Annotated in this window: 21 protein-coding genes; 12 read left to right on the top strand and 9 right to left on the bottom strand. The window is 63.9% G+C overall.

Going from position 1 to position 17,512, the window contains the following annotated elements; translation table 11 throughout:
- Positions 1-71: 71 nt before the first annotated feature.
- The 3 genes from QOL57_RS20240 to QOL57_RS20250 all read right to left on the bottom strand — a co-directional run bounded on the left by QOL57_RS20240 (position 72) and on the right by QOL57_RS20250 (position 3,259).
- Positions 72-1,379 carry a heme biosynthesis HemY N-terminal domain-containing protein gene (locus QOL57_RS20240; protein WP_089241685.1) on the bottom strand — a complete coding sequence of 436 codons (1,308 nt, stop codon included), beginning with the start codon at positions 1,377-1,379 and terminating at the stop codon, positions 72-74.
- A 6-nt stretch (positions 1,380-1,385) separates the two neighbouring features.
- Positions 1,386-2,366 (bottom strand): uroporphyrinogen-III C-methyltransferase, encoded by a 981-nt coding sequence (locus QOL57_RS20245; protein ID WP_089241683.1) that lies wholly within the window; start codon positions 2,364-2,366, stop codon positions 1,386-1,388.
- Positions 2,367-2,470: 104 nt separating this feature from the next.
- Positions 2,471-3,259, bottom strand: a complete 789-nt coding sequence (locus QOL57_RS20250; RefSeq protein ID WP_089241681.1) for a uroporphyrinogen-III synthase — start codon at positions 3,257-3,259, stop codon at positions 2,471-2,473.
- A gap of 33 nt (positions 3,260-3,292) precedes the next feature.
- On the opposite strand from QOL57_RS20250, the gene QOL57_RS20255 reads away from it, so the two are divergent.
- The 5 genes from QOL57_RS20255 to QOL57_RS20275 all read left to right on the top strand — a co-directional run bounded on the left by QOL57_RS20255 (position 3,293) and on the right by QOL57_RS20275 (position 6,383).
- A complete protein-coding gene (locus tag QOL57_RS20255) occupies positions 3,293-3,760 on the top strand; it encodes a YiiD C-terminal domain-containing protein (RefSeq protein ID WP_089242022.1) in 468 nt (155 codons plus the stop codon).
- A 32-nt stretch (positions 3,761-3,792) separates the two neighbouring features.
- The gene (locus QOL57_RS20260; protein WP_032978037.1) at positions 3,793-4,224 is read left to right on the top strand and encodes a hypothetical protein; all 432 of its coding nucleotides are present in this window, start codon (positions 3,793-3,795) and stop codon (positions 4,222-4,224) included.
- 57 nt (positions 4,225-4,281) lie between these two features.
- Positions 4,282-4,719: a rhodanese-like domain-containing protein gene (locus QOL57_RS20265; RefSeq protein WP_025875933.1), complete on the top strand. Its 438-nt coding sequence runs from the start codon at positions 4,282-4,284 to the stop codon at positions 4,717-4,719.
- Positions 4,720-4,818: 99 nt separating this feature from the next.
- Positions 4,819-5,337: a protein-export chaperone SecB gene (secB, locus tag QOL57_RS20270; RefSeq protein WP_079224701.1), complete on the top strand. Its 519-nt coding sequence runs from the start codon at positions 4,819-4,821 to the stop codon at positions 5,335-5,337.
- Between the two features lie 20 nt (positions 5,338-5,357).
- Complete coding sequence (locus QOL57_RS20275; protein WP_025875929.1) at positions 5,358-6,383, top strand: NAD(P)H-dependent glycerol-3-phosphate dehydrogenase; 1,026 nt, start codon at positions 5,358-5,360, stop codon at positions 6,381-6,383.
- Between the two features lie 95 nt (positions 6,384-6,478).
- Here QOL57_RS20275 and QOL57_RS20280 read toward each other — a convergent pair whose 3' ends face one another.
- Entirely contained in the window at positions 6,479-6,955 is a 477-nt protein-coding gene (locus QOL57_RS20280; RefSeq protein WP_176429895.1) for a nuclear transport factor 2 family protein, read from the bottom strand.
- Positions 6,956-7,063: 108 nt separating this feature from the next.
- Between QOL57_RS20280 and QOL57_RS20285 the strand changes: the two genes are divergently transcribed.
- Positions 7,064-7,750, top strand: coding sequence for a hypothetical protein (locus QOL57_RS20285; protein WP_089241677.1), 687 nt, complete (start codon positions 7,064-7,066; stop codon positions 7,748-7,750).
- Between the two features lie 30 nt (positions 7,751-7,780).
- Here QOL57_RS20285 and QOL57_RS20290 read toward each other — a convergent pair whose 3' ends face one another.
- On the bottom strand, positions 7,781-8,149 hold the full coding sequence (locus tag QOL57_RS20290; protein ID WP_089241675.1) for a hypothetical protein: 369 nt from the start codon (positions 8,147-8,149) through the stop codon (positions 7,781-7,783).
- A gap of 477 nt (positions 8,150-8,626) precedes the next feature.
- Here QOL57_RS20290 and QOL57_RS20295 point away from each other — a divergent pair, with 477 nt between their 5' ends.
- From QOL57_RS20295 to QOL57_RS20305, 3 genes are all read left to right on the top strand, one after another.
- Entirely contained in the window at positions 8,627-8,998 is a 372-nt protein-coding gene (locus tag QOL57_RS20295; RefSeq protein WP_089241673.1) for a hypothetical protein, read from the top strand.
- Positions 8,999-9,100: 102 nt separating this feature from the next.
- Complete coding sequence (locus QOL57_RS20300; RefSeq protein ID WP_198512193.1) at positions 9,101-9,850, top strand: EAL domain-containing protein; 750 nt, start codon at positions 9,101-9,103, stop codon at positions 9,848-9,850.
- Positions 9,851-10,044: 194 nt separating this feature from the next.
- Positions 10,045-11,241, top strand: a complete 1,197-nt coding sequence (locus QOL57_RS20305; protein ID WP_089241669.1) for an ATP-binding protein — start codon at positions 10,045-10,047, stop codon at positions 11,239-11,241.
- Positions 11,242-11,299: 58 nt separating this feature from the next.
- On the opposite strand, the gene QOL57_RS20310 is transcribed toward QOL57_RS20305, so the two are convergent.
- From QOL57_RS20310 to QOL57_RS20325, 4 genes are all read right to left on the bottom strand, one after another.
- The gene (locus tag QOL57_RS20310) at positions 11,300-12,001 is read right to left on the bottom strand and encodes a hypothetical protein (RefSeq protein ID WP_089242020.1); all 702 of its coding nucleotides are present in this window, start codon (positions 11,999-12,001) and stop codon (positions 11,300-11,302) included.
- Positions 12,002-12,159: 158 nt separating this feature from the next.
- Positions 12,160-12,429 carry a hypothetical protein gene (locus tag QOL57_RS20315; protein ID WP_089241667.1) on the bottom strand — a complete coding sequence of 90 codons (270 nt, stop codon included), beginning with the start codon at positions 12,427-12,429 and terminating at the stop codon, positions 12,160-12,162.
- Between the two features lie 707 nt (positions 12,430-13,136).
- A complete protein-coding gene (locus QOL57_RS20320; RefSeq protein WP_089241665.1) occupies positions 13,137-14,060 on the bottom strand; it encodes a LysR family transcriptional regulator in 924 nt (307 codons plus the stop codon).
- A gap of 6 nt (positions 14,061-14,066) precedes the next feature.
- Entirely contained in the window at positions 14,067-14,966 is a 900-nt protein-coding gene (locus tag QOL57_RS20325) for a LysR substrate-binding domain-containing protein (RefSeq protein WP_089241663.1), read from the bottom strand.
- A gap of 184 nt (positions 14,967-15,150) precedes the next feature.
- Here QOL57_RS20325 and QOL57_RS20330 point away from each other — a divergent pair, with 184 nt between their 5' ends.
- The 3 genes from QOL57_RS20330 to QOL57_RS20340 all read left to right on the top strand — a co-directional run bounded on the left by QOL57_RS20330 (position 15,151) and on the right by QOL57_RS20340 (position 17,461).
- Positions 15,151-16,017 (top strand): pirin family protein, encoded by an 867-nt coding sequence (locus tag QOL57_RS20330; protein WP_089241661.1) that lies wholly within the window; start codon positions 15,151-15,153, stop codon positions 16,015-16,017.
- A gap of 70 nt (positions 16,018-16,087) precedes the next feature.
- Positions 16,088-16,768 (top strand): hydrolase, encoded by a 681-nt coding sequence (locus QOL57_RS20335; protein ID WP_089241659.1) that lies wholly within the window; start codon positions 16,088-16,090, stop codon positions 16,766-16,768.
- A 57-nt stretch (positions 16,769-16,825) separates the two neighbouring features.
- Positions 16,826-17,461, top strand: a complete 636-nt coding sequence (locus tag QOL57_RS20340; RefSeq protein WP_089242018.1) for an isochorismatase family protein — start codon at positions 16,826-16,828, stop codon at positions 17,459-17,461.
- Positions 17,462-17,512 lie beyond the last annotated feature (51 nt).

Genomic DNA, 17,512 nt, shown 5'->3' on the forward strand with positions numbered 1-17,512 from the left:
CCCGATGGGCGGCGTTCTCGTTATACGGGTGCGGCCGTGCGCCAACCAAGGTTGGCGTCTACCGAAGCCGGTTACGGCATCCGCGGGTTGCCGAATTCGTCGCGTTCCTCGTTGGCGTCATACACCGGCGGCAACGGTGCAATCGACTGTTCTTCAACGGTCGCATGCAGCGGCGTGTCAGTGGCCGCTGCCGATGCCCGCACCAGCGCCAGGCTGTCTTCGCCACGCTGCAGGCGCAGTGCGTTGGTCAGACACTGCGCGGCCAGCACGTGCTCGCCACGCTGTGCGAAGGCTTCGCCCAGCGCCTCCCATGCAGGGGCACCGGCACCCGCGGCGATGGCTTCATGCAGGAACGCGTCGGCGGCGTCCCACTGCTGCTGCGCCAAAGCGATGCGGCCCTGGGCCAGGCGCAGGGCTGCCGAATCGTCGTGCACGTTGCGCCAACGCTGCAGGTTGGCCTGGCGTGTAGCCAGACGCTCGGCCGGCAGACGGCCATACAGCGCCACCAGTTCGTCATCCCAGCGATGATCCAGCGCCTGCTCAAGCGCCAGCAACGCCGGTTCGTCCCAGTCCAGTGCAACCGCACGGGTGGCGTAGGCGGCAACCACGTCCGGGGTCGGTCGCAGCGCCTTCGGCGTTGCTTCCCATTGCGCAGCCAGGGCGTTGACGTCGCCCGCTTCCAGCAGCGCCTGCGCGGCCAGGCGCGCTTCCAGTTCGCTGCTGGCCTCGGCCGGCAGCACCTTGGTCTGGCGCAGTGCGCCCAGCTGGCCATAAGCCTCGTGCGCGCGGCCAGCGCGTGCCAGCGCTTCGGTACGCAGCCACAGACCGCGCGGCGGCAGCGGCTGGATCGCCGCCACGTCCAGTGCGTTGATCGCATCCACCGGCAGATCGTTGGCCAGCAGCTGTTCGGCGCGCAGCAACGCCTGCAACGTCGCATCGCTTTCGCCCAGACGCTGCAGCAGCGCCTCGGCAGCGGGTGCATCGGCGCGCACCTGCGCACTGCGCACGGCATTGGCCAGTGCAACGCCACTCACTTCCGGATCCTTGGCGGCGCCGTCCAGCAGCTTCTCGGCACGCTGCCACTGGCCATGCTCGTACGCCAGCAGGCCATCGATCAGGCGCACCCGGCCCTGCTTGCGGCGGTAGCGGCCCCAGGCACGGAACGGTGCGGCGATCAGGCTCCACAGCAGCCACAGCACCAGCACGCCGATCACCGACAGCAGCGCCACCTTCGGCAGGTTGCTGTGGTAGTCGTAGCCGGCGTAGCGCAGGGTCACTTCGCCGTAGCGGTTCAGGTCATCGGTGCCGAGCCATTGCGCGGCAACTACGCCAATCGCCACTGCCAGCAACAGCACGACCAGTGATTGCAGGGGTTTCATACGGGCTTACCTCCGGTCGGTCTGGGTACGCAGTTGTTGCAGGGTGCTGCCAAGCACGGTGTCATCGGCCTGCAATGGCAGCGTGCGCAGGGCATGGAGTTCAGCACGTTGCGCGCGCAGGTCCGGTGAATCCGGCCAGCGCCGCTGCGCCCAGAGATCGATTCTGTTCAGCGCGGCATCGCGGCCGCTGCCGTCGCCGCGCTCGATCGCGGCGCGGGCCAGGGTCAGTTCCAGCTGCAGCGCCGTGTCAATGGTGGTGCGCTCGGCCGAGGTCAGCGGACCGTTCAGACGGCTCGGGGTGATGTCCACGAAGGGCGCCAGCGCGGCCTGCCACCACGGTTTCGCGGTGTTGTCGGCGGGTGTCTGCGTGATCTGCGAAGGCAGGCCCTGCAGGGCCTTGCCCAGCGCGTCCAGGCGTTGCAGCGACTGCACGCGAGGGCCCACGCCCAACGCATCCAGCGCGTTGCGTTCCTGCACCAGTGCCTGACGCAGGTTCAGGCCGTCGCTGTCGGGAAGATCTGCCAGTGCCGTGGCGGCCAGCGCATACAGCCGGCGCGAACCATCCACGTCATCGGCGAAGGCCAGCCGCTGCGCGGCCTGGGTCAGCAGCAGTTCGGCCTCATCGCGCTGCACCGCCTGGCGGCCCTGGTTGGCGCTGTCGGCCAGCTTGGCCAGGTTTTCTTCCAGCAAGGCACTGCGTTGCGACAGGCCCAGCATTTCGTCGCGCAGCACCCGATTGGTGGTGGCCGCATCCTGCAGGCGCTGGCTGGCAGCGCGCTGGTCGCGGCGCAAGGCCTCGACCGTGGCCTCCAGTCCCTTCAGCTGCACGGCGGTGGTCTGTGCCTGTGCCCGCTGGTCGCTCTGCTGCTTCTGCCAATAGTGGTAACCGGCATAGCCGCCCGCGCCAAGCACCGCCAGCACGGCAAGCGGCAGCAGCCAGCGCACGGGGCGATGGGGCGATGGAGCGGGCGGCAGAGTGTCGTTCATCGGGCTTCCTTGTCGGCGGCAACGCCGGAACAGATCCGGCAGGCAGCGTTGTGCACAGCATCACTGTTGCCAACGACACCGGCAAGCCACTGCCGGGTGCCTGTTCAGGTCGCTGCCGGGCCGGTGAGCGCCGTGTGTGCAGCGGCGATCAACTGAAGATGGGTGGGACCTTCGCTGCGCACTACCCGGGTCAGCCCCAGTGCCTGCGCCTGCGCGCCCAGCCGCTCGCTGGCCACCAGCGCGATCGCGTTCGCCTGCAGCCGCTGCTGCCAGTGCGCAGGCAGCTGCTGCCAAAAACGCTGCAAGGCCTCGCCACTGCTGACTGCCAGCAGCCAGGGCGTCGGAGAACGCGCCAAACGCGCCAGCATGCGCCGCGACAAGCGCAGCGGCAGCCGTCGATAGACATCGGCACGGGTGATCTGTGCGCCTGCGGCCTGCAGTTCGGCGGCAATCAGGCCACGCCCTCCCGGTGCGGTCACCAGCCCGATCCGCATGCCCCGCACATCGCCCAGCACCGGCATCGCCAGCAGGCCTTCGCTGTCCATCCGCTGGGGCGCGTGGACGTCGGCGACGCCATGCGCCAGCAGCGCGCGCGCAGTGCCTTCACCCACCGTCAGCCACGGGCTGCGTTGCGCTGCCGCCAGCGGTAACAGGCTGGCCGCTGCCGCGACGGCGGCCGGGCTGGTGAACACCACCCGATCGCTGGTCAGCGCCCGTTGTAATTGCTGCAATGCGGCAATGTCCTGCAGACGTTGCAGCCGCCAGGGCGAAAGCGCGACGGTACGGCCTCCCAGCCCTGCTGCGGCATGCCGCAGCGCCGCCTGCTGACCCTGCGGGCGCAGTGAGATCAGGGTCCAGCCAGTGGGTATCGTATGGTTGGCCATTCCCGTCATTATGCGGGCCCTTTGTTGTCGTGGTTGCTGCTGATGGCTGTTGATGCCCTGACCTCTTCGCTGGCTGCCCTGCAGGACGTGCTGGACTGCATGCCGGCGGTCCGCGCGATGCAGATCCGCCTGGATGGCTATGCCGACGGCGTGCTGCGCATCACCGCGCCGCTGGTGGCCAACGTCAATGACAAGGGCAACGCGTTCGGCGGCAGCCTGGCCTCGGTGCTGACCCTGTCCGGCTGGGCGCTGGTGAGCCTGCGCCTGCGCCTGGCCGGCCACGACGCCGAGGTCTACGTGGCCGACAGCAACCTGCGCTACCTGGCACCGGTCTATGAGGACCTGCATGCCCACGCCGAAGCCACCGGAAGTGGCGCGTGGGACACCTTCCTGGCTACCTTCCGCCAGCGCGGCAAGGCCCGCATCAGCATTGTCGCGACCCAGCCCGGCGCCGATGGCAAGGCCGCGGCCGAATTCAGCGGTCGTTTCGTTGCCTTCGCCAAAGGGTAGGATGGCAGGCTGACGCCCTGCGGAACCCACCGATGCGCCGCCTCATCCAGATCCTCCTGTGTTCCCTGCTGCTGCTCAGCGCCGCCGCCGGTGCTGCCGCCGACGACCTCAGCCGCAAGCAGCGCAAGCTGCTGGAAGAGACCCAGATCGCCTACGGCGCCACCATCCGCTGGGGCAGCATGGACGATGCCATCGCCTATCTGGACCCGCAGCTGCGCAAGTCCAAGCCGCCGACCGAATTCGAGCTCAACCGCTATGCCCAGCTGCGCGTATCGTCCTACCGCGAGCGCAGCAGCGCATCGCTGGACGGGGGCCAGGTCGAGCGCCGGGTGGAAATCGGGGTGATCAACCAGAACACCCAGGCCGAGCGCACCGTGGTGGTGACCGAGCGCTGGCGCTGGGATCCGGAAGCCAAGCGCTGGTGGCAAAGTGCGGGCCTGCCGGACCTCTGGCAGGGGCAGTGACGGGTCGCGTCCGGCTTGTGCGACAATCGGCGCCCGCTTAATCGACCCGTGACCTGAGTGAATTACGAAGAGTTGCTGGCCTTCGCAGGCCGAAACCCGATGCTGTCCGCGGCCCTGGTCGGCCTGACCGTGGCCCTCATCGTCACCGAAATCCGCCGCCTGTTCCGGGGCTTCAAGGGCATCAAGCCCGCCGAACTGACCCAGCTGATCAACGCGGGCGGCACGGTGGTGGTTGACCTGTCGCCCAGCGCCGATTTCGAAAAGGGCCACATTGCCGGCAGCCGCAGTGCCCAGGCCAGCGCGTTCGGCCCCGAGCACAAGCTGGTGGCCAACGCCAAGCAGGCCCCGGTGGTACTTGTGTGCCGCAGCGGCAATGCGTCCGAGACCGCCGCCAAGGCGTTGAAGAAGGCCGGCTTCGAGAAGGTCTTCGTGCTCGACGGCGGCATCCCCGCGTGGCAGCAGGCAGAACTGCCGCTGGTCAAGGGCCGTAACTGATCGCAGGTGGTGGCGGAAGTGGCCTTGTTTGCGCCCTCCGCCGCCCCCATCGCAGTAATTCGACCATCGTTTTCATTGCATTCACTGGAGTTACTGGAAATGTCCGAAGAGACCACCAACGGCGCTGTCGCGCCGGTCGATGCCGCCACCGGCCCCGCGTTCACCGTCGAGAAGATCTACGTCAAGGACGTCTCCTTCGAGTCGCCGAATGCACCGACCATCTTCAATGACCAGGTGCAGCCGGAACTGCAGCTCAACCTGAACCAGCAGGTCCAGCGTCTGGGCGAGAATGCCTTTGAAGTCGTGCTGGCCGTGACCCTGACCTGCCAGGCCGGCGAGCGCACCGCGTACGTGGCCGAAGTGAAGCAGGCTGGCGTGTTCGGCCTGGTCGGCCTGGACCCGCAGTCGATCGACGTGCTGCTCGGCACCCAGTGCCCGAACATCCTGTTCCCGTACGTGCGCCAGCTGGTCAGCGACCTGATCCAGGCCGGCGGCTTCCCGCCGTTCTTCCTGCAGCCGATCAACTTCGAAGGCCTGTACGCAGAAACCCTGCGCCAGCGCCAGGAGCAGGGCGACGCACCGTCGCTGGCTGACTCCGAGCCGGTCGGCAACGCCTGATCCCGGCCGCGACGTCACGGATGAGCACTACCGCTGACAAGATTGCCGTACTCGGCGCCGGTTCCTGGGGAACCGCGCTGGCTACGCTGCTCGCCCGGCACGGTCGCCAGACCGTGCTGTGGGGGCGCGATGCCGCCGTGGTTGAAGCCATCGACCAGCGCCACGAGAATCCGCGCTACCTGCCGGGCATTCCGTTGCCGGAATCGCTGCGCGCCACCACCGACCTGGCGTCGGCGGTGGAGGGTGCCGCCTGGATCCTGGTGGTAACCCCGTCGCATGCATTCGGTGAAACCGTACGCGCGCTGGCGCCGCTGCGTCCCGCCGGTGCCGGCGTGGCCTGGGCGACCAAGGGCTTCGAGCCCGGCTCTGGCCGCTTCCTGCATGAAGTGGCGCGCGAAGTGCTGGGCGAGGACGTGCCGCTGGCCGTTGTCACCGGGCCGTCGTTCGCCAAGGAAGTAACCCTGGGCCTGCCGACCGCGATCACCGTGCACGGCGACGTGCCCGAGTTCGCGCAGACGGTGGCCGAGGCGATGCACGGCCCGGCGTTCCGCGCCTACACCGGCGACGACATGGTCGGTGCCGAGCTGGGCGGTGCGATGAAGAACGTGCTGGCCGTGGCCACCGGCGTGGCCGATGGCATGCAGCTGGGCCTGAACGCCCGTGCCGGCCTGATCACCCGCGGCCTCAACGAGATGCTTCGCCTGGCCGCAGCAATCGGTGCCAAGCCGGAAACGCTGATGGGCCTCGCTGGCCTGGGCGACCTGGTGCTGACCTGCACCGGCGACCTGTCGCGCAACCGCCGCCTGGGCCTGGCCCTGGGCCGCGGGCAGACGCTGCAGGACGCCATCCGCGAGATCGGCCAGGTGGTCGAGTCGGTGCAGACCGCCGACGAAGTGATGCGACAGGCGCGCCGTCATGGCATCGACTTGCCCATCTCCGACCGCGTGCGCGCCGTGCTGCATGGCGAGCAGACCCCGGAAGAAGGACTGCGTGCGCTGTTGGCACGCGAACAGAAACCGGAGTATCCGGATACGCTGTTCAAGTGAATCGAAAAGCCCCGGCCCAGCGCCGGGGTTTTTTTGTGCGTGCGCGAAACCCATCCACGCATGGCGTGGATCTACTGTGGAACCCGTAACGCCCATCATCGCGGCCGCGGCGGTGCGTTGGTGTTGTCCATGTCCGAAAAGATCATCCACGGCCCACCCGCTACCCGCTTCAACGTCAGCGTGAACTTCCCGGTATCGCCCACGTTGTTGCCGTAGGTATAGGCGCCGATGATGTAACCGGTGGTTTCCTCGGCGGCAAAGGCCAGCGCACGCAGCCGCAACGGGCTGCTTCCCTGACCGGCATACGCTGCCTCGATTGCCGCGCGCCCGCGCACAGGCGGCTGGTTGCTCTGCAGGATGAAACCGTCCTCGGCGAAAAGCCCTGCCAATGCCTTCGCATCACCTGTGCGCCACGCCTGTTCGTAATCGCGCAGCACCCGATCCAGCGCAGCAGGCAGGGTGACATCGGCAAGGCGTGCGACAGGCGAGGGCGCAGCGGCCTGCTGCGCAACGACAGGCGCGGCCAGCAACAGTCCACTGATGAGAATCACGGCAAGTCTTGAACAGCGCATGCGTCTGCATCCTGGCGGCGATGGAAGGCGTGACTGCCAGAGTATCCATCTTGGCCGGCGGGTAGAATCACACGGTCGCCGGCTGGGCGAATGCACACAGGACAGGGAATGAAGTCTCGAATGATGGGAATGGCGGCGATGGTCGCGTTGCTGGCCGCGTGCACGCAGACGCCGGCACCCGCACCGGACGCAGGCACAGCTGCCCCGCCCGCCGCTACCGCCGCACCGGCAACGGAAGCCCCAGCCGCCACCGCCACGGTGGTCGAGAACGAGCCGTCCATCGAAGACGGCGTGGACCCGTCGGTGTGGGACAACGAAGGCGAGCCGGAAGGAGAGACCCCCGGCGCGGAGCTCACCTGCAAGGACAATCCGCTGGCCACCTATTTCTTCACCCTGGTCGGCGGCAACAGCGTGGACGACTGCGGCCGCAAGGACCCGAAGGTGCTGGCCGCGTTCAATACCCTGATGAAGAGCACGATGGCGGCCGAATCGCCCGACAAGAGCATCCCCTCCCTGCGCGAACGCCTGCTGAGCGGTCCCAGCGGGCCTGGCGAACTGATGGTGCTGCAGGGCGAGCCGTGGTGGCTTTACACCGCCTGCCAGGCGCACCAGTGCCCGACCACCGCGTTGGCGATGCTGTACTCCCCGAGCCAATCGAAGATGGTCGGTCGCCTTACCGCCCGCTGCAAAGTGTGGTGGCTGGGCGAGCCGACTGCGGAGCAGCGCGCCCTGATCGAGCGCGAGCGGCCGGTGGACGAGGCGATGCTGAAGGAAGAAGGCGATCCCTGCGAATGATGGGCGGTAACGCCGGAAGCGTTGCCGGCGTTATTCCTCCGGTCGCATCCGCGCGCTGACCTGCGCGGTCAGCGCCAGGCACGCCATCATCAAACCCTCCATCACCCGATCGCCCACGTATTCGTCGTCAGGGCCGTTCTGGCGGACGCGCTCGGCTGCCAGCAGCATTTCCAGTGCGATGCGCAGGCCTGCCAGTGCGCAGTCCGCATCGGCCAGCGCCATGCGACGGCCGGGCATCTGATGGCGCTCCGGCCAGGGTTGGCCATCGGCGGCTGTGCCTTTTCCAATCCGCGTCAGGGTGGCGATGAAGGCTGTGGGGTCGAGCGCGGGTGTTTCTTCCTGTGCCCCATCGTCCGCAGCGCGATAGGGGTGGGGGCGAGGGAATTCCGGTGTAGTCATGGCTGGGGCTCCGTGCAGGACAGACGGTAGCCGCCACACAAAGGTGGCGGGCGGAGACGTGGCTCGAAAACCGGGACAATGAACCGGCAGGCACAGGGCCTCCACGCTCCGCCCGCCGTAGCCGGCAGACGGATTGCCGACCGGCGCCACGCGAGGTGACGCCGGCCGGCAAGCGTAATCACTTCATTGTCGATACGGGTTTTCGAGGCCCGGCCACCCCAGATGAGGTGGCTCGTCATCTGTACCTGTGCCGACGCGTAGCGCCAATCAGAAGAGTTGCATTCAACGCTTGATGCAAGACGCTTTCGGCATTCTTGCATGCTGTTAAGCCGCCCCAGACGCCGATGGCGCAAGGGCCCTGAGCGATGGAGGAATATGCGACATGGGTCGTGGTTGCCACCGCTGTGTGCTGTCACGTCATCGAGGCAATGACGACAGAGCAGCCGAAAAGCGGCGCAACTGGACTAAGCTCCTGCAATGCTGCAGGAGGTCGCTTTGCAGAAACCCTTGATCGTCACCCTGGAGGCTTCCTTCGCAGGACTCACGTTCCTGCCCTGGTTTGCTTGGGCGAGCAACAGCCTCAACCCGAAGCTGATTCTGCATGCAGACCAGGTGGAGTATCGCGTTCTACGGACGCGCACCCGGCCCTATAGCGAGATTGCCAGGGTGGATTATCGGAAGGCCCCCGGAACCGAGAATGTTGTGCTGGAGTTCCACGCAGCGAAGATGACGTTCATCGCCAATACCGGCCTGGTTCGACGGACCAGGGAAGCCATCGCGCTGCTGCACCAGCAGGGCTGCCCGCTTTCAGACCGAGCGCAGGCATTGCTGTTGCCTTCTGGCCCGTAGGTTCGACGCCGACCCCGATGGCCTCCACATGGCGCTGATGGGCGTCGGCTATTCTCGTGGCGTTAGCCCGAACATGGAATCAACCGCATGCCTCCCTCCGATATGCGCGCCGGATGTGCACAGTGCCGCGATGCGGATCCGCTGCAGTTCGAATTCAGTTACGCATTCCAGCCGATCGTCGATGTGAATGCACGCAAGGTGTTCGCGCATGAAGCCCTGGTCCGCGGTCCGGCCGGAGAGCCCGCAGGTTCGGTGCTGTCACGTGTCACCGCGGACAACCGCTATTCGTTCGACCAAGCCTGCCGTGAGAAGGCGATCCGGATCGCGGCGTCGTTGAATCTGCGCTCTCATCTTTCAATCAATTTTCTGCCCAATGCGATCTATCGGCCCGAGGTGTGCATCCGTTCCACGCTGCAAGCTGCGGATCGGAATGGTTTTCCTGTTGAGCGAATCATCTTTGAAACCGTGGAGGGAGAGCAGATCAGCGATGGAAAATGGTTGGCCGAGATCCTGAGCGAGTACAAACGTATCGGCTTCAAGACGGCCATTGATGATTTCGGTGCCGGTTTTGCCGGCCTGAATCTGCTGGTCGACTTCCAGCCGGACATGGTCAAGCTGGACATGGCGTTGATCCGGGGAATCGACCATAGCCCCTCGCGTCGCGCGATCGTGGCCGGCGTGGTGTCCATGTGCGAGCAACTGGCCATCAATGTAATTGCCGAAGGCATAGAGACCCGCGATGAGGCGCACTGCCTGTCGGATCTCGGCATCAGCCTGATGCAAGGCTACTGGTTCGGTCGGCCGCAGTTCGAGTCTGCTGCACGCGAGGCTGACATCACCTGGGCAATGTGATCGGCACATGGCGCGTCCGATCCGGGACAGGTGCAGCCGCCTGAGGCACGCCTGCCTCCGCTATGCCCGTGCGGCAGATCCGGGTACTCGACCCAGGGGCCGCCACCGCTTGGCCTGAAAAGGCGGCAATCACCCTCGCATCAACCTTCAGCCGGGTTCCATGGGATGATGCGCTGCCCACCGGACGACCGACCATGCAGAAGCTGACGGACCCCGATCTGCTGGACGACATCGCCGAGATTGGTCGAATCCAGGCCGTGCCGCGTATCCTGGAGACCGTAGCCCACATCACGGGCTCACGCTTCACCGCCATTGCCCGCGTGACCCAGACCACCTGGACCGCCTGCGCCACGTTCGACACCCTGGGGTTTGGGCTTGTTCCCGGTGGCCAACTGGTGCTCGAGACAACCATCTGCGATGAGATCAGGCAGTCGGCGACGTCGGTGGTATTTGCGCATGCGAGCAAGCACTCGGTTTACTCCAGGCATCACACGCCACGGATCTACGGGCTTGAGAGTTATGCGTCCGTTCCCATCCACCGGCCGGACGGAAGCTTCTTCGGCACGCTCTGCGCGATTGATTCGGCACCGGCCAGCTTCGACGTCGCCCACGTGCAGAGATCCATGGAGTTGCTGGCCGATCTGGTAGGAAGCTACCTCGACAAGGAGGATCGCCTCGAGCGTGCAGAAACTGCGCTCTCCGACGCGCATCGCGTCGCCGACCTGCGCGACCAGTTCATTGCAGTGCTGGGTCATGACCTGCGCAGTCCTCTGCAGGCAATCAGCATCGCCGCAGACTCGCTGGCATGTGAGCCGAGTTCCGAGCGTCAGCAACGGATGCTTGCGCACATCGCCTCAGGCGTTGCCAGAATGGATGGGCTGATCAACGACGTGCTTGATTTCGCCAGGGGGCGTCTGGGCGGCGGTATTCCCATCGCGCTGCAGCTGACCAGCACCCTGGAAGAAGATCTGAAAAGGGTCGCAGAAGAGGTGGCAATCGCCACGGGCCGCCAGGACATCAAGGTCCGCATGCAGATAAACGACGGCGTGGTCTGCGACCCGAGCAGATTGGCGCAGCTACTGGCCAACCTGCTCACCAATGCAGCCGAACACGGAGCGCGCTCGTCTGCAATTACGCTGACCGTCAACGCCACGGCCGAAATGCTTACGCTCGAAGTACACAACGACGGACACATTCCATCAGAGAGAATGGACGCCATATTCAGTCCATTCTCTCGCGAAAAGAGTGAGCAGCCACGGCCTGGCCTCGGCCTTGGCATCTACATTGCTTCGGAGATTGCGCGCTCTCATGGCGGCACGTTGGAGGTGGAGTCCAGTGCGGCCACCGGCACCTTGTTCACGTTCAAGATGCCGCGGTTGCAGCTTCCGTAGAGAAGCATGTCCCGATGCGGTCTGCCGTGACCACTTCCTCAGCCGTCACAACCGCCCTTCACTTGCGAGCGTGTTGCGCGCCTTTTTCATCGTCGCCCTTCGCAGCTGCGCGACTCTGCGCGAATGCCGGGAACGTTGCTTCGATCGAGTCCTTGTCCGGCAGCACGTAGAACACGCCGCCCTTCTCGAACGTGGAATGGACGATCTGCTCATAGAACGCGGGCGAGACGTTGATGCAGCCGTGGGTGACACGGTTATCGTCCGGCGTTGCTGATGCCAGTCGTTCGCTGCGCTTCTCTTTCGGGGTGCCCGGGGGGAGCGGGTGCATCGACACGGCGGAATCGTAGTCTACCCACAGCACGCGTCCGGCGTCCTCGGACGGCCCATAGCCGCCAATGAAACGGCCAGCCGGGGTGGTGCGGTCGTGGCCTGGAATCGCGCTCAGCGCGAGCTTGGCGACGCCGGGCGCCGAGTGATCGCCGATGGCCGAACCAAACAATGCCGGTGCCGCGCCGCGCAGCTTGCCGTCACCGCCGAAGACCAGTACCTGCGCGGCCGCCTTGTCCATGATCGCGAACGGATAGCCCTGGTTGTCCTTGCTGGCGACGACCCAGCCGGCCAGTGCAATCACGGTCTCGGACACTTCTTGGCCCTGCGGAAGTTCATCGGCGGCGTTGGCCGTTTCGGCAGCAGGTGCTTCTTTTGCTTCCTTGCCATTCTTGGCACTGGCCACGCTGGTGCCTGCCAATGCCAGCGCGATGGTCAGCGCGGCCGACACGGCCCGGCGTACAGGGAATGAGTACGTACGAATGGGACGGCTCCTTCGGATGAAGACCGAGAGGCTGAAAGACACCAGTGGCCGGTGAAGGCCACTGGTGTCTGGTTCAAGCGTTCATCAAATGGTGAGTGAGAGAGCGGTTACCCGCGCGGCTTGCGGCCCGGGACCCTTTCGAGCTGCTGTACGCGGCCTTCAATCTGATCCAGACGCTGGTTGGCCTGCTGTGCGGACTGGTTGGCGGATTCGGCGCTCTGCGCCGCGCCCTGCACCTTCACGTCGAGCTGGTCGAGACGTGAATTGATCGAAGCGAATTCGTCTTTGTAGGTGGCGCAAGCACCGAGGCTTACGGTAGCAACGATGGCTACGGTGACGGCACGTGCCGCGTTGATTTGCTGCTTGGTCAGGAACATTCCACTCCCTCCTTCGTCTGGGGAGTCTGGAATATAGCGGCGTTTGTTCCCGGCGCTGCGAAGGGCTTTCAGCTGCAGTTGGAAGACGTGGACGGACTGTGAAGGTGCGGCAATTGACAAACCTTAACAAGCGGGAACAAGCGAGCTGTGCTGCATCGGTCGATGCCCTTGCGCCGCTTCGATACAGCCAATTCATCAGGATGAAGCGGGCTCACGCTGCCCTAATGAATGGGCGCAGATGAGCGTCGCGCAACATCGACGCCCGCACCTCACTGCTACACGTGCAGTTCTCATGGTCGATCAGATGCACGAAGCGGTGATGCACGTCGGTCTGCTCCAGTGGGCTACTACATAGACGGGCAACGATAGGTTGATCCTGCTGGGCAACCATAGGTTTAGCTAAAAGCGCTCTGTACAGATCAACCTATGGTTGCCTCGAAACCATAGGTTGGCAGCGTCCTTCACACAAATTCTTTAACATCAAGACGTTACGGTTCTCGGGGTTGGCGCTCGGGCATAGAGTTCAGACTTTGGTTGCCGCACTCCAGGGATAGCCGTGCTCGCGAGGGACGTACCGTCAGGGACACCCAATAGACGGACCATCTTACTGTCCGCTTTTGGCCGGAAGCGGCCTTCGCAAGTAGATAGAGTTGACTGCAGGCTTTGCCAGCACGCATCAATTCCCTGAAAGCATAAGCATTTGAAAACTAGTCCTCTGTAATTGCCTCAAAGCTCGCGCTCAAGTGGTCGATTAGCGCACGTACCGAGGGCAGAAGGCCACGTCTCGAAGGAAAGACCACGTGAATGATCCCATGCTTTGGGATCCAATTCGGCAGGACAGGAACCAAGTCTCCACGCTTTAAATCGTCAGCGAGCATCATCTTCGGCAGCATGACAATGCCGACCCCCGACAGGGCTGAAGTTCTCAATGTGATCATGTCGTCAGTCACCATTCGCGGAACGTGGTGAACCGAAGCAATAGTGCCGTCAGTCCCGGAAAGCTCCCAAATGTGTGAAGAGTCGCGACTGATTAGGTCAACGGTAGGAATGCGCGCTATGTCGGCTGGAACCTCGGGGATGCCATGCCTCTCGATCAATGACGGACTGGCGGCCAAGCACCAGGTGCGCTTTGATAGGACCCTCACGACAAGATCGCTGTCCTCCAGCGGCGGTGGACGCACACGAATGGCGAGGTCGATCCCTTCGCCGACTACATCGACACGGCGATTGGTTGCGTCGAGGGAAATTTCCACTTTGGGGTTCTTTGCCAGAAAATCAGCGAGCATTGGCCCCACGCTCGAATGCAGCAGCGCGACAGGGCATGCGATCCGCACGATGCCTCTCGGCTCCGATCGTGTCAGTTCAATAGCCTCCTCTGCAGCAGCGGCCTCCACCAGCATGGCCTTGCAATGCCGGAAGTAGTCTTGGCCCGCTTCGGTTGTGGAGAATCGGCGCGTTGAACGTTGGATCAGGCGGACGCCAAGTCGCTCTTCCAGTAGCGCAACTCGGCGACTCAACTTTGACTTGGGAACGTTAAGTGCTCGCCCCGCTTGAGAGAATCCGCCGTGTTCGACTACCCATGCAAAGTACAGCAGGTCATTGAGATCTACCGCTCGCCCTGGCATCTTCATCGCTCTTCACTCCTTCGTCGCGAAATTCTCGACCAGGTGATCGACAAATGCTCTCACCGACGGAAGCATGTGCCTTCTGGATGGCAAGATCGCGTGGACAATATGCTCCGGACACTCCCACTCTTTCAGAACACGACAAAGCGCGCCTGCCTTCAGGTCGGCATCGACCATTGAAATGGGAAGGATTGCCAATCCGGATCCACCGCGTACTGCTGCCAGGATGGTCTCAATGTCATCGCTGCATAGCCTCGGATGGTGGCGAACTCGCGTACTGCTTCCATCGCGCTGGGCAAGCCGCCACTCATGGGGTCCCGGCGTGCTTGTCAACTCGAGCGTTGGGAACAAAGAGATGTCAGCTGGTACGGCCGGACGATCATGCTGGTCTAACAAAAAGGGCGCCGCCACAAGGATCTGTTCACGCTTTGCGAGTACCCGCTGAACAAGCTCCGAGTCGGCTAGTTGGCCGCTACTTTCGCGTATTGCAACGTCAAATCCCTCGCTGATGACATCCACCGGCCGGTTGTAGGCCTTGAGGTACACACTGACCCGAGGGTAGAGGGCCATGTACTCCGCCACGAGCCTGCTAACTCCTCCCGACAGGAGTTCGGTCGTACTGGTGAGACGCAGGCTTCCGCAGGGCTCGGTCTGGTTCACCTCAACCAAAGCTCGCGCCGCGGCGGCCTCTTCCATCATCGCCTTGCAGCGTCCAAAGAATGCCTGACCCAACTCTGTGATGGAGAAGTGCCGTGTCGACCTTTGGATGAGGCGAACCCCCAATTGCTCCTCAAGAAGGGCGACTCGCCGGCTCAGCTTCGATTTTGGCACGCCAATGGCCCGACCCGCCTGAGCAAATCCCCCGTGCTCAACCACCATGGCGAAATAGAAGAGGTCGTTCAAATCTTGCATCGGCCGTTCCTCTTGGCTTGCGCGTGAATGGGGCGAACCTGACCTCCAACAGGGACGGGCCCTGAGCGCAGCGTTCACCATGTAGGACTCTGAGGGTAAAACTTGGCTACTACCGCGTCCATCGTCTCGGGAATACCTTCTTTCCAGCACAAGAGTCGGGCCACAGCCCGGGACGGAGTTCACGATGAAAGCAGTTGTCGGCGTCTACAGCGCCCCGCGCCCTCATTGGGTCGGCGATGGGTTTCCCGCCCGCTCCCTGTTCTCTTACGGCACCCACGGTAAGCACATGAGCCCCTTCCTGCTACTGGACTATGCGGGCCCGTATCGCTTCGATCCCACCGAGCAGCAGCGCGGCGTTGGCCAGCACCCCCACCGGGGATTTGAGACCGTTACCATCGTTTATGAGGGTGAAGTCGCGCATCGGGACTCCACCGGTGCCGGCGGAACTATCGGTCCAGGTGATGTCCAGTGGATGACGGCCGCCTCCGGAATCCTCCATGAGGAGTACCACACCCCTGAATTCGCTCGCCGTGGTGGCACCCTCGATATGGTCCAGTTGTGGGTGAACCTGCCCGCCAAAGACAAGATGAGCCCTCCGGGCTACCAGACGCTTCTGGACAAGAACATCCCGATGGTTGACCTGCCTGAGAAGGCAGGGCGGGTTCGGGTCATCGCAGGCGAGTTCAGTGGGGCCAAGGGTCCTGCCCACACGCATTCCCCGATGAATGTCTGGGACGTGCGGCTGCAGCACGGCCATAGCACGAGGCTGCCGGCACCGGAGGGATGGACGCTCGCGCTTGTAGTCCTCAAGGGCAGCGTTCGTGTGAACGGCGTGCAGAACATTGGCGAAGCCCAGATGGTGATGCTTGATCGCTCTGGCGAGGGGGTGTTCGTGGAGGCTGCCAGCGATGCCACGGTTCTGTTGCTCAGCGGTGAACCTATCGACGAGCCGATCGTCGGTTATGGCCCCTTCGTAATGAACACCCAAGAGGAAATCTCCCAAGCGGTCGATGACTTCAACAGCGGCCGCTTCGGTCAGATCACACACTGACTTTCCAACGTGGCGGGCTCCGGTCCACCACGCCTTTCGGGCCATCGCCCACTTCTCCAGGAGACTGACCATGAGTACCCCCGCCAACTTCAATGGCGCGCGCCCGGTGATTGACCCGGACAACGCTGCGATGCTGCTGATCGACCACCAGAGCGGTCTGTTCCAGACCATTGGTGACATGCCCTTCACCTCCGTACGCGCCCACGCCATCGCGCTGGCGAAGATGGCGACGCTGGCGAAGATGCCGGTGATCACGACCGCCTCGGTGCCGCAGGGCCCGAATGGCCCGCTGATTCCGGAGATCCACGAAGCTGCACCGCACGCAAAGTACGTGGCGCGAAAGGGCGAAATCAACGCCTGGGACAACCCCGACTTCGTCGCCGCGGTCAAGGCGACCGGTCGTAAGCAGCTGATCATCGCCGGCACCATCACCAGCGTGTGCATGGCCTTCCCGTCGATCGCCGCTGCGGCCGATGGCTATCAGGTGTTCGCTGTCGTTGATGCCTCAGGCACTTACTCGAAGATGGCAGAGGAAATCACCCTGGCTCGCGTGACCCAGGCGGGCGTGGTGCCGATGGACACCGCCGCAGTGGCCTCCGAGATCCAGCGCACCTGGCATCGCGATGATGCCCAGCAGTGGGCCGAGATCTACACCAAGATCTTCCCGAACTACCAGTTGCTGATCGAGAGCTACATGAAAGCGCAGGACGTCGAGAAGAACCACGAAAAACTGGATTCGCAGCGCGGCTAATGCTTGCCGCAGGCCCCGTGGCTCGCCATGGGGTCTCCCGCCGACTCGGAGACCACAATGAAAGCGACCAAAGACGACACCCTGCTTACGCCTGAGAATCACGCGCTACTGTTGATCGATCACCAGTACCTTCAGCTACTAGCATTGCGCTCCCATCCCAACGAGGTAGTGGTCAACAACGCAGTATTCCTTGCCAAGGCGGCCAAGGTATTTGAAGTGCCAACACTGTTCACCACCGCTTTTGCCGAACGGCAGGCTCTGTTCAAGGAACTGCAGGCGGTGCATCCGGACCAGGTACCGATTGACCGCACAGGCCTTAATTCCTGGGACGATCCCCGCGTTCTTCAATGGGTTAATAAAACCGGTAAGCAGAAGCTGGTCATGGCGGGCCTCTGGACCGAAGTGTGCCTGAGCATGCCCGTCCTTTCGGCACTGGCAGCGGATTACGAGGTCTATTTCGTCACGGATGCTTCTGGTGGCACTGAAGAAGGCCACGAGCGCGGGGTCCAACGCATGATCCAGGCCGGAGCCCGCCCGCTCACCACGATTGCCTACGTCAGCGAACTGCAGCGGGATTGGAGCCGGCCGAGCGCCGAGCCGATTGCAGAACTCTTCGCTGAGCACGGTGGCGGCTTTGGCCAAGGTTTGCGCTGGGAGTGGCAACTGCTGGGCCTCAAGGAAGGCACACGGTAGTCCTGTCGTTTGCTTACGGCTGTGCCACGTTACATCTGCCGAAGAACTACG

Origin of the sequence: Stenotrophomonas sp. yr243, from assembly GCF_900184195.1 — a bacterium.
In the GTDB taxonomy this organism is placed as follows: Bacteria; Pseudomonadota; Gammaproteobacteria; order Xanthomonadales; family Xanthomonadaceae; genus Stenotrophomonas; species Stenotrophomonas lactitubi.

Bases quoted from the DNA above. Each gene is read 5' to 3' on its own strand.
- QOL57_RS20305 (WP_089241669.1), top strand. From the start codon at position 10,045: ATGCAGAAGCTGACGGACCCCGATCTGCTGGACGACATCGCCGAGATT.
- QOL57_RS20340 (WP_089242018.1), top strand. From the start codon at position 16,826: ATGAAAGCGACCAAAGACGACACCCTGCTTACGCCTGAGAATCACGCG.
- QOL57_RS20255 (WP_089242022.1), top strand. From the start codon at position 3,293: ATGGCTGTTGATGCCCTGACCTCTTCGCTGGCTGCCCTGCAGGACGTG.
- QOL57_RS20320 (WP_089241665.1), bottom strand. From the start codon at position 14,060: ATGAAGATGCCAGGGCGAGCGGTAGATCTCAATGACCTGCTGTACTTT.
- QOL57_RS20325 (WP_089241663.1), bottom strand. From the start codon at position 14,966: ATGCAAGATTTGAACGACCTCTTCTATTTCGCCATGGTGGTTGAGCAC.
- QOL57_RS20285 (WP_089241677.1), top strand. From the start codon at position 7,064: ATGAAGTCTCGAATGATGGGAATGGCGGCGATGGTCGCGTTGCTGGCC.
- QOL57_RS20250 (WP_089241681.1), bottom strand. From the start codon at position 3,259: ATGACGGGAATGGCCAACCATACGATACCCACTGGCTGGACCCTGATC.
- QOL57_RS20290 (WP_089241675.1), bottom strand. From the start codon at position 8,149: ATGACTACACCGGAATTCCCTCGCCCCCACCCCTATCGCGCTGCGGAC.
- QOL57_RS20300 (WP_198512193.1), top strand. From the start codon at position 9,101: ATGCGCGCCGGATGTGCACAGTGCCGCGATGCGGATCCGCTGCAGTTC.
- QOL57_RS20295 (WP_089241673.1), top strand. From the start codon at position 8,627: ATGCTGCAGGAGGTCGCTTTGCAGAAACCCTTGATCGTCACCCTGGAG.
- secB (WP_079224701.1), top strand. From the start codon at position 4,819: ATGTCCGAAGAGACCACCAACGGCGCTGTCGCGCCGGTCGATGCCGCC.
- QOL57_RS20280 (WP_176429895.1), bottom strand. From the start codon at position 6,955: ATGCGCTGTTCAAGACTTGCCGTGATTCTCATCAGTGGACTGTTGCTG.
- QOL57_RS20245 (WP_089241683.1), bottom strand. From the start codon at position 2,366: ATGAACGACACTCTGCCGCCCGCTCCATCGCCCCATCGCCCCGTGCGC.
- QOL57_RS20275 (WP_025875929.1), top strand. From the start codon at position 5,358: ATGAGCACTACCGCTGACAAGATTGCCGTACTCGGCGCCGGTTCCTGG.
- QOL57_RS20335 (WP_089241659.1), top strand. From the start codon at position 16,088: ATGAGTACCCCCGCCAACTTCAATGGCGCGCGCCCGGTGATTGACCCG.
- QOL57_RS20315 (WP_089241667.1), bottom strand. From the start codon at position 12,429: ATGTTCCTGACCAAGCAGCAAATCAACGCGGCACGTGCCGTCACCGTA.
- QOL57_RS20330 (WP_089241661.1), top strand. From the start codon at position 15,151: ATGAAAGCAGTTGTCGGCGTCTACAGCGCCCCGCGCCCTCATTGGGTC.
- QOL57_RS20260 (WP_032978037.1), top strand. From the start codon at position 3,793: ATGCGCCGCCTCATCCAGATCCTCCTGTGTTCCCTGCTGCTGCTCAGC.
- QOL57_RS20240 (WP_089241685.1), bottom strand. From the start codon at position 1,379: ATGAAACCCCTGCAATCACTGGTCGTGCTGTTGCTGGCAGTGGCGATT.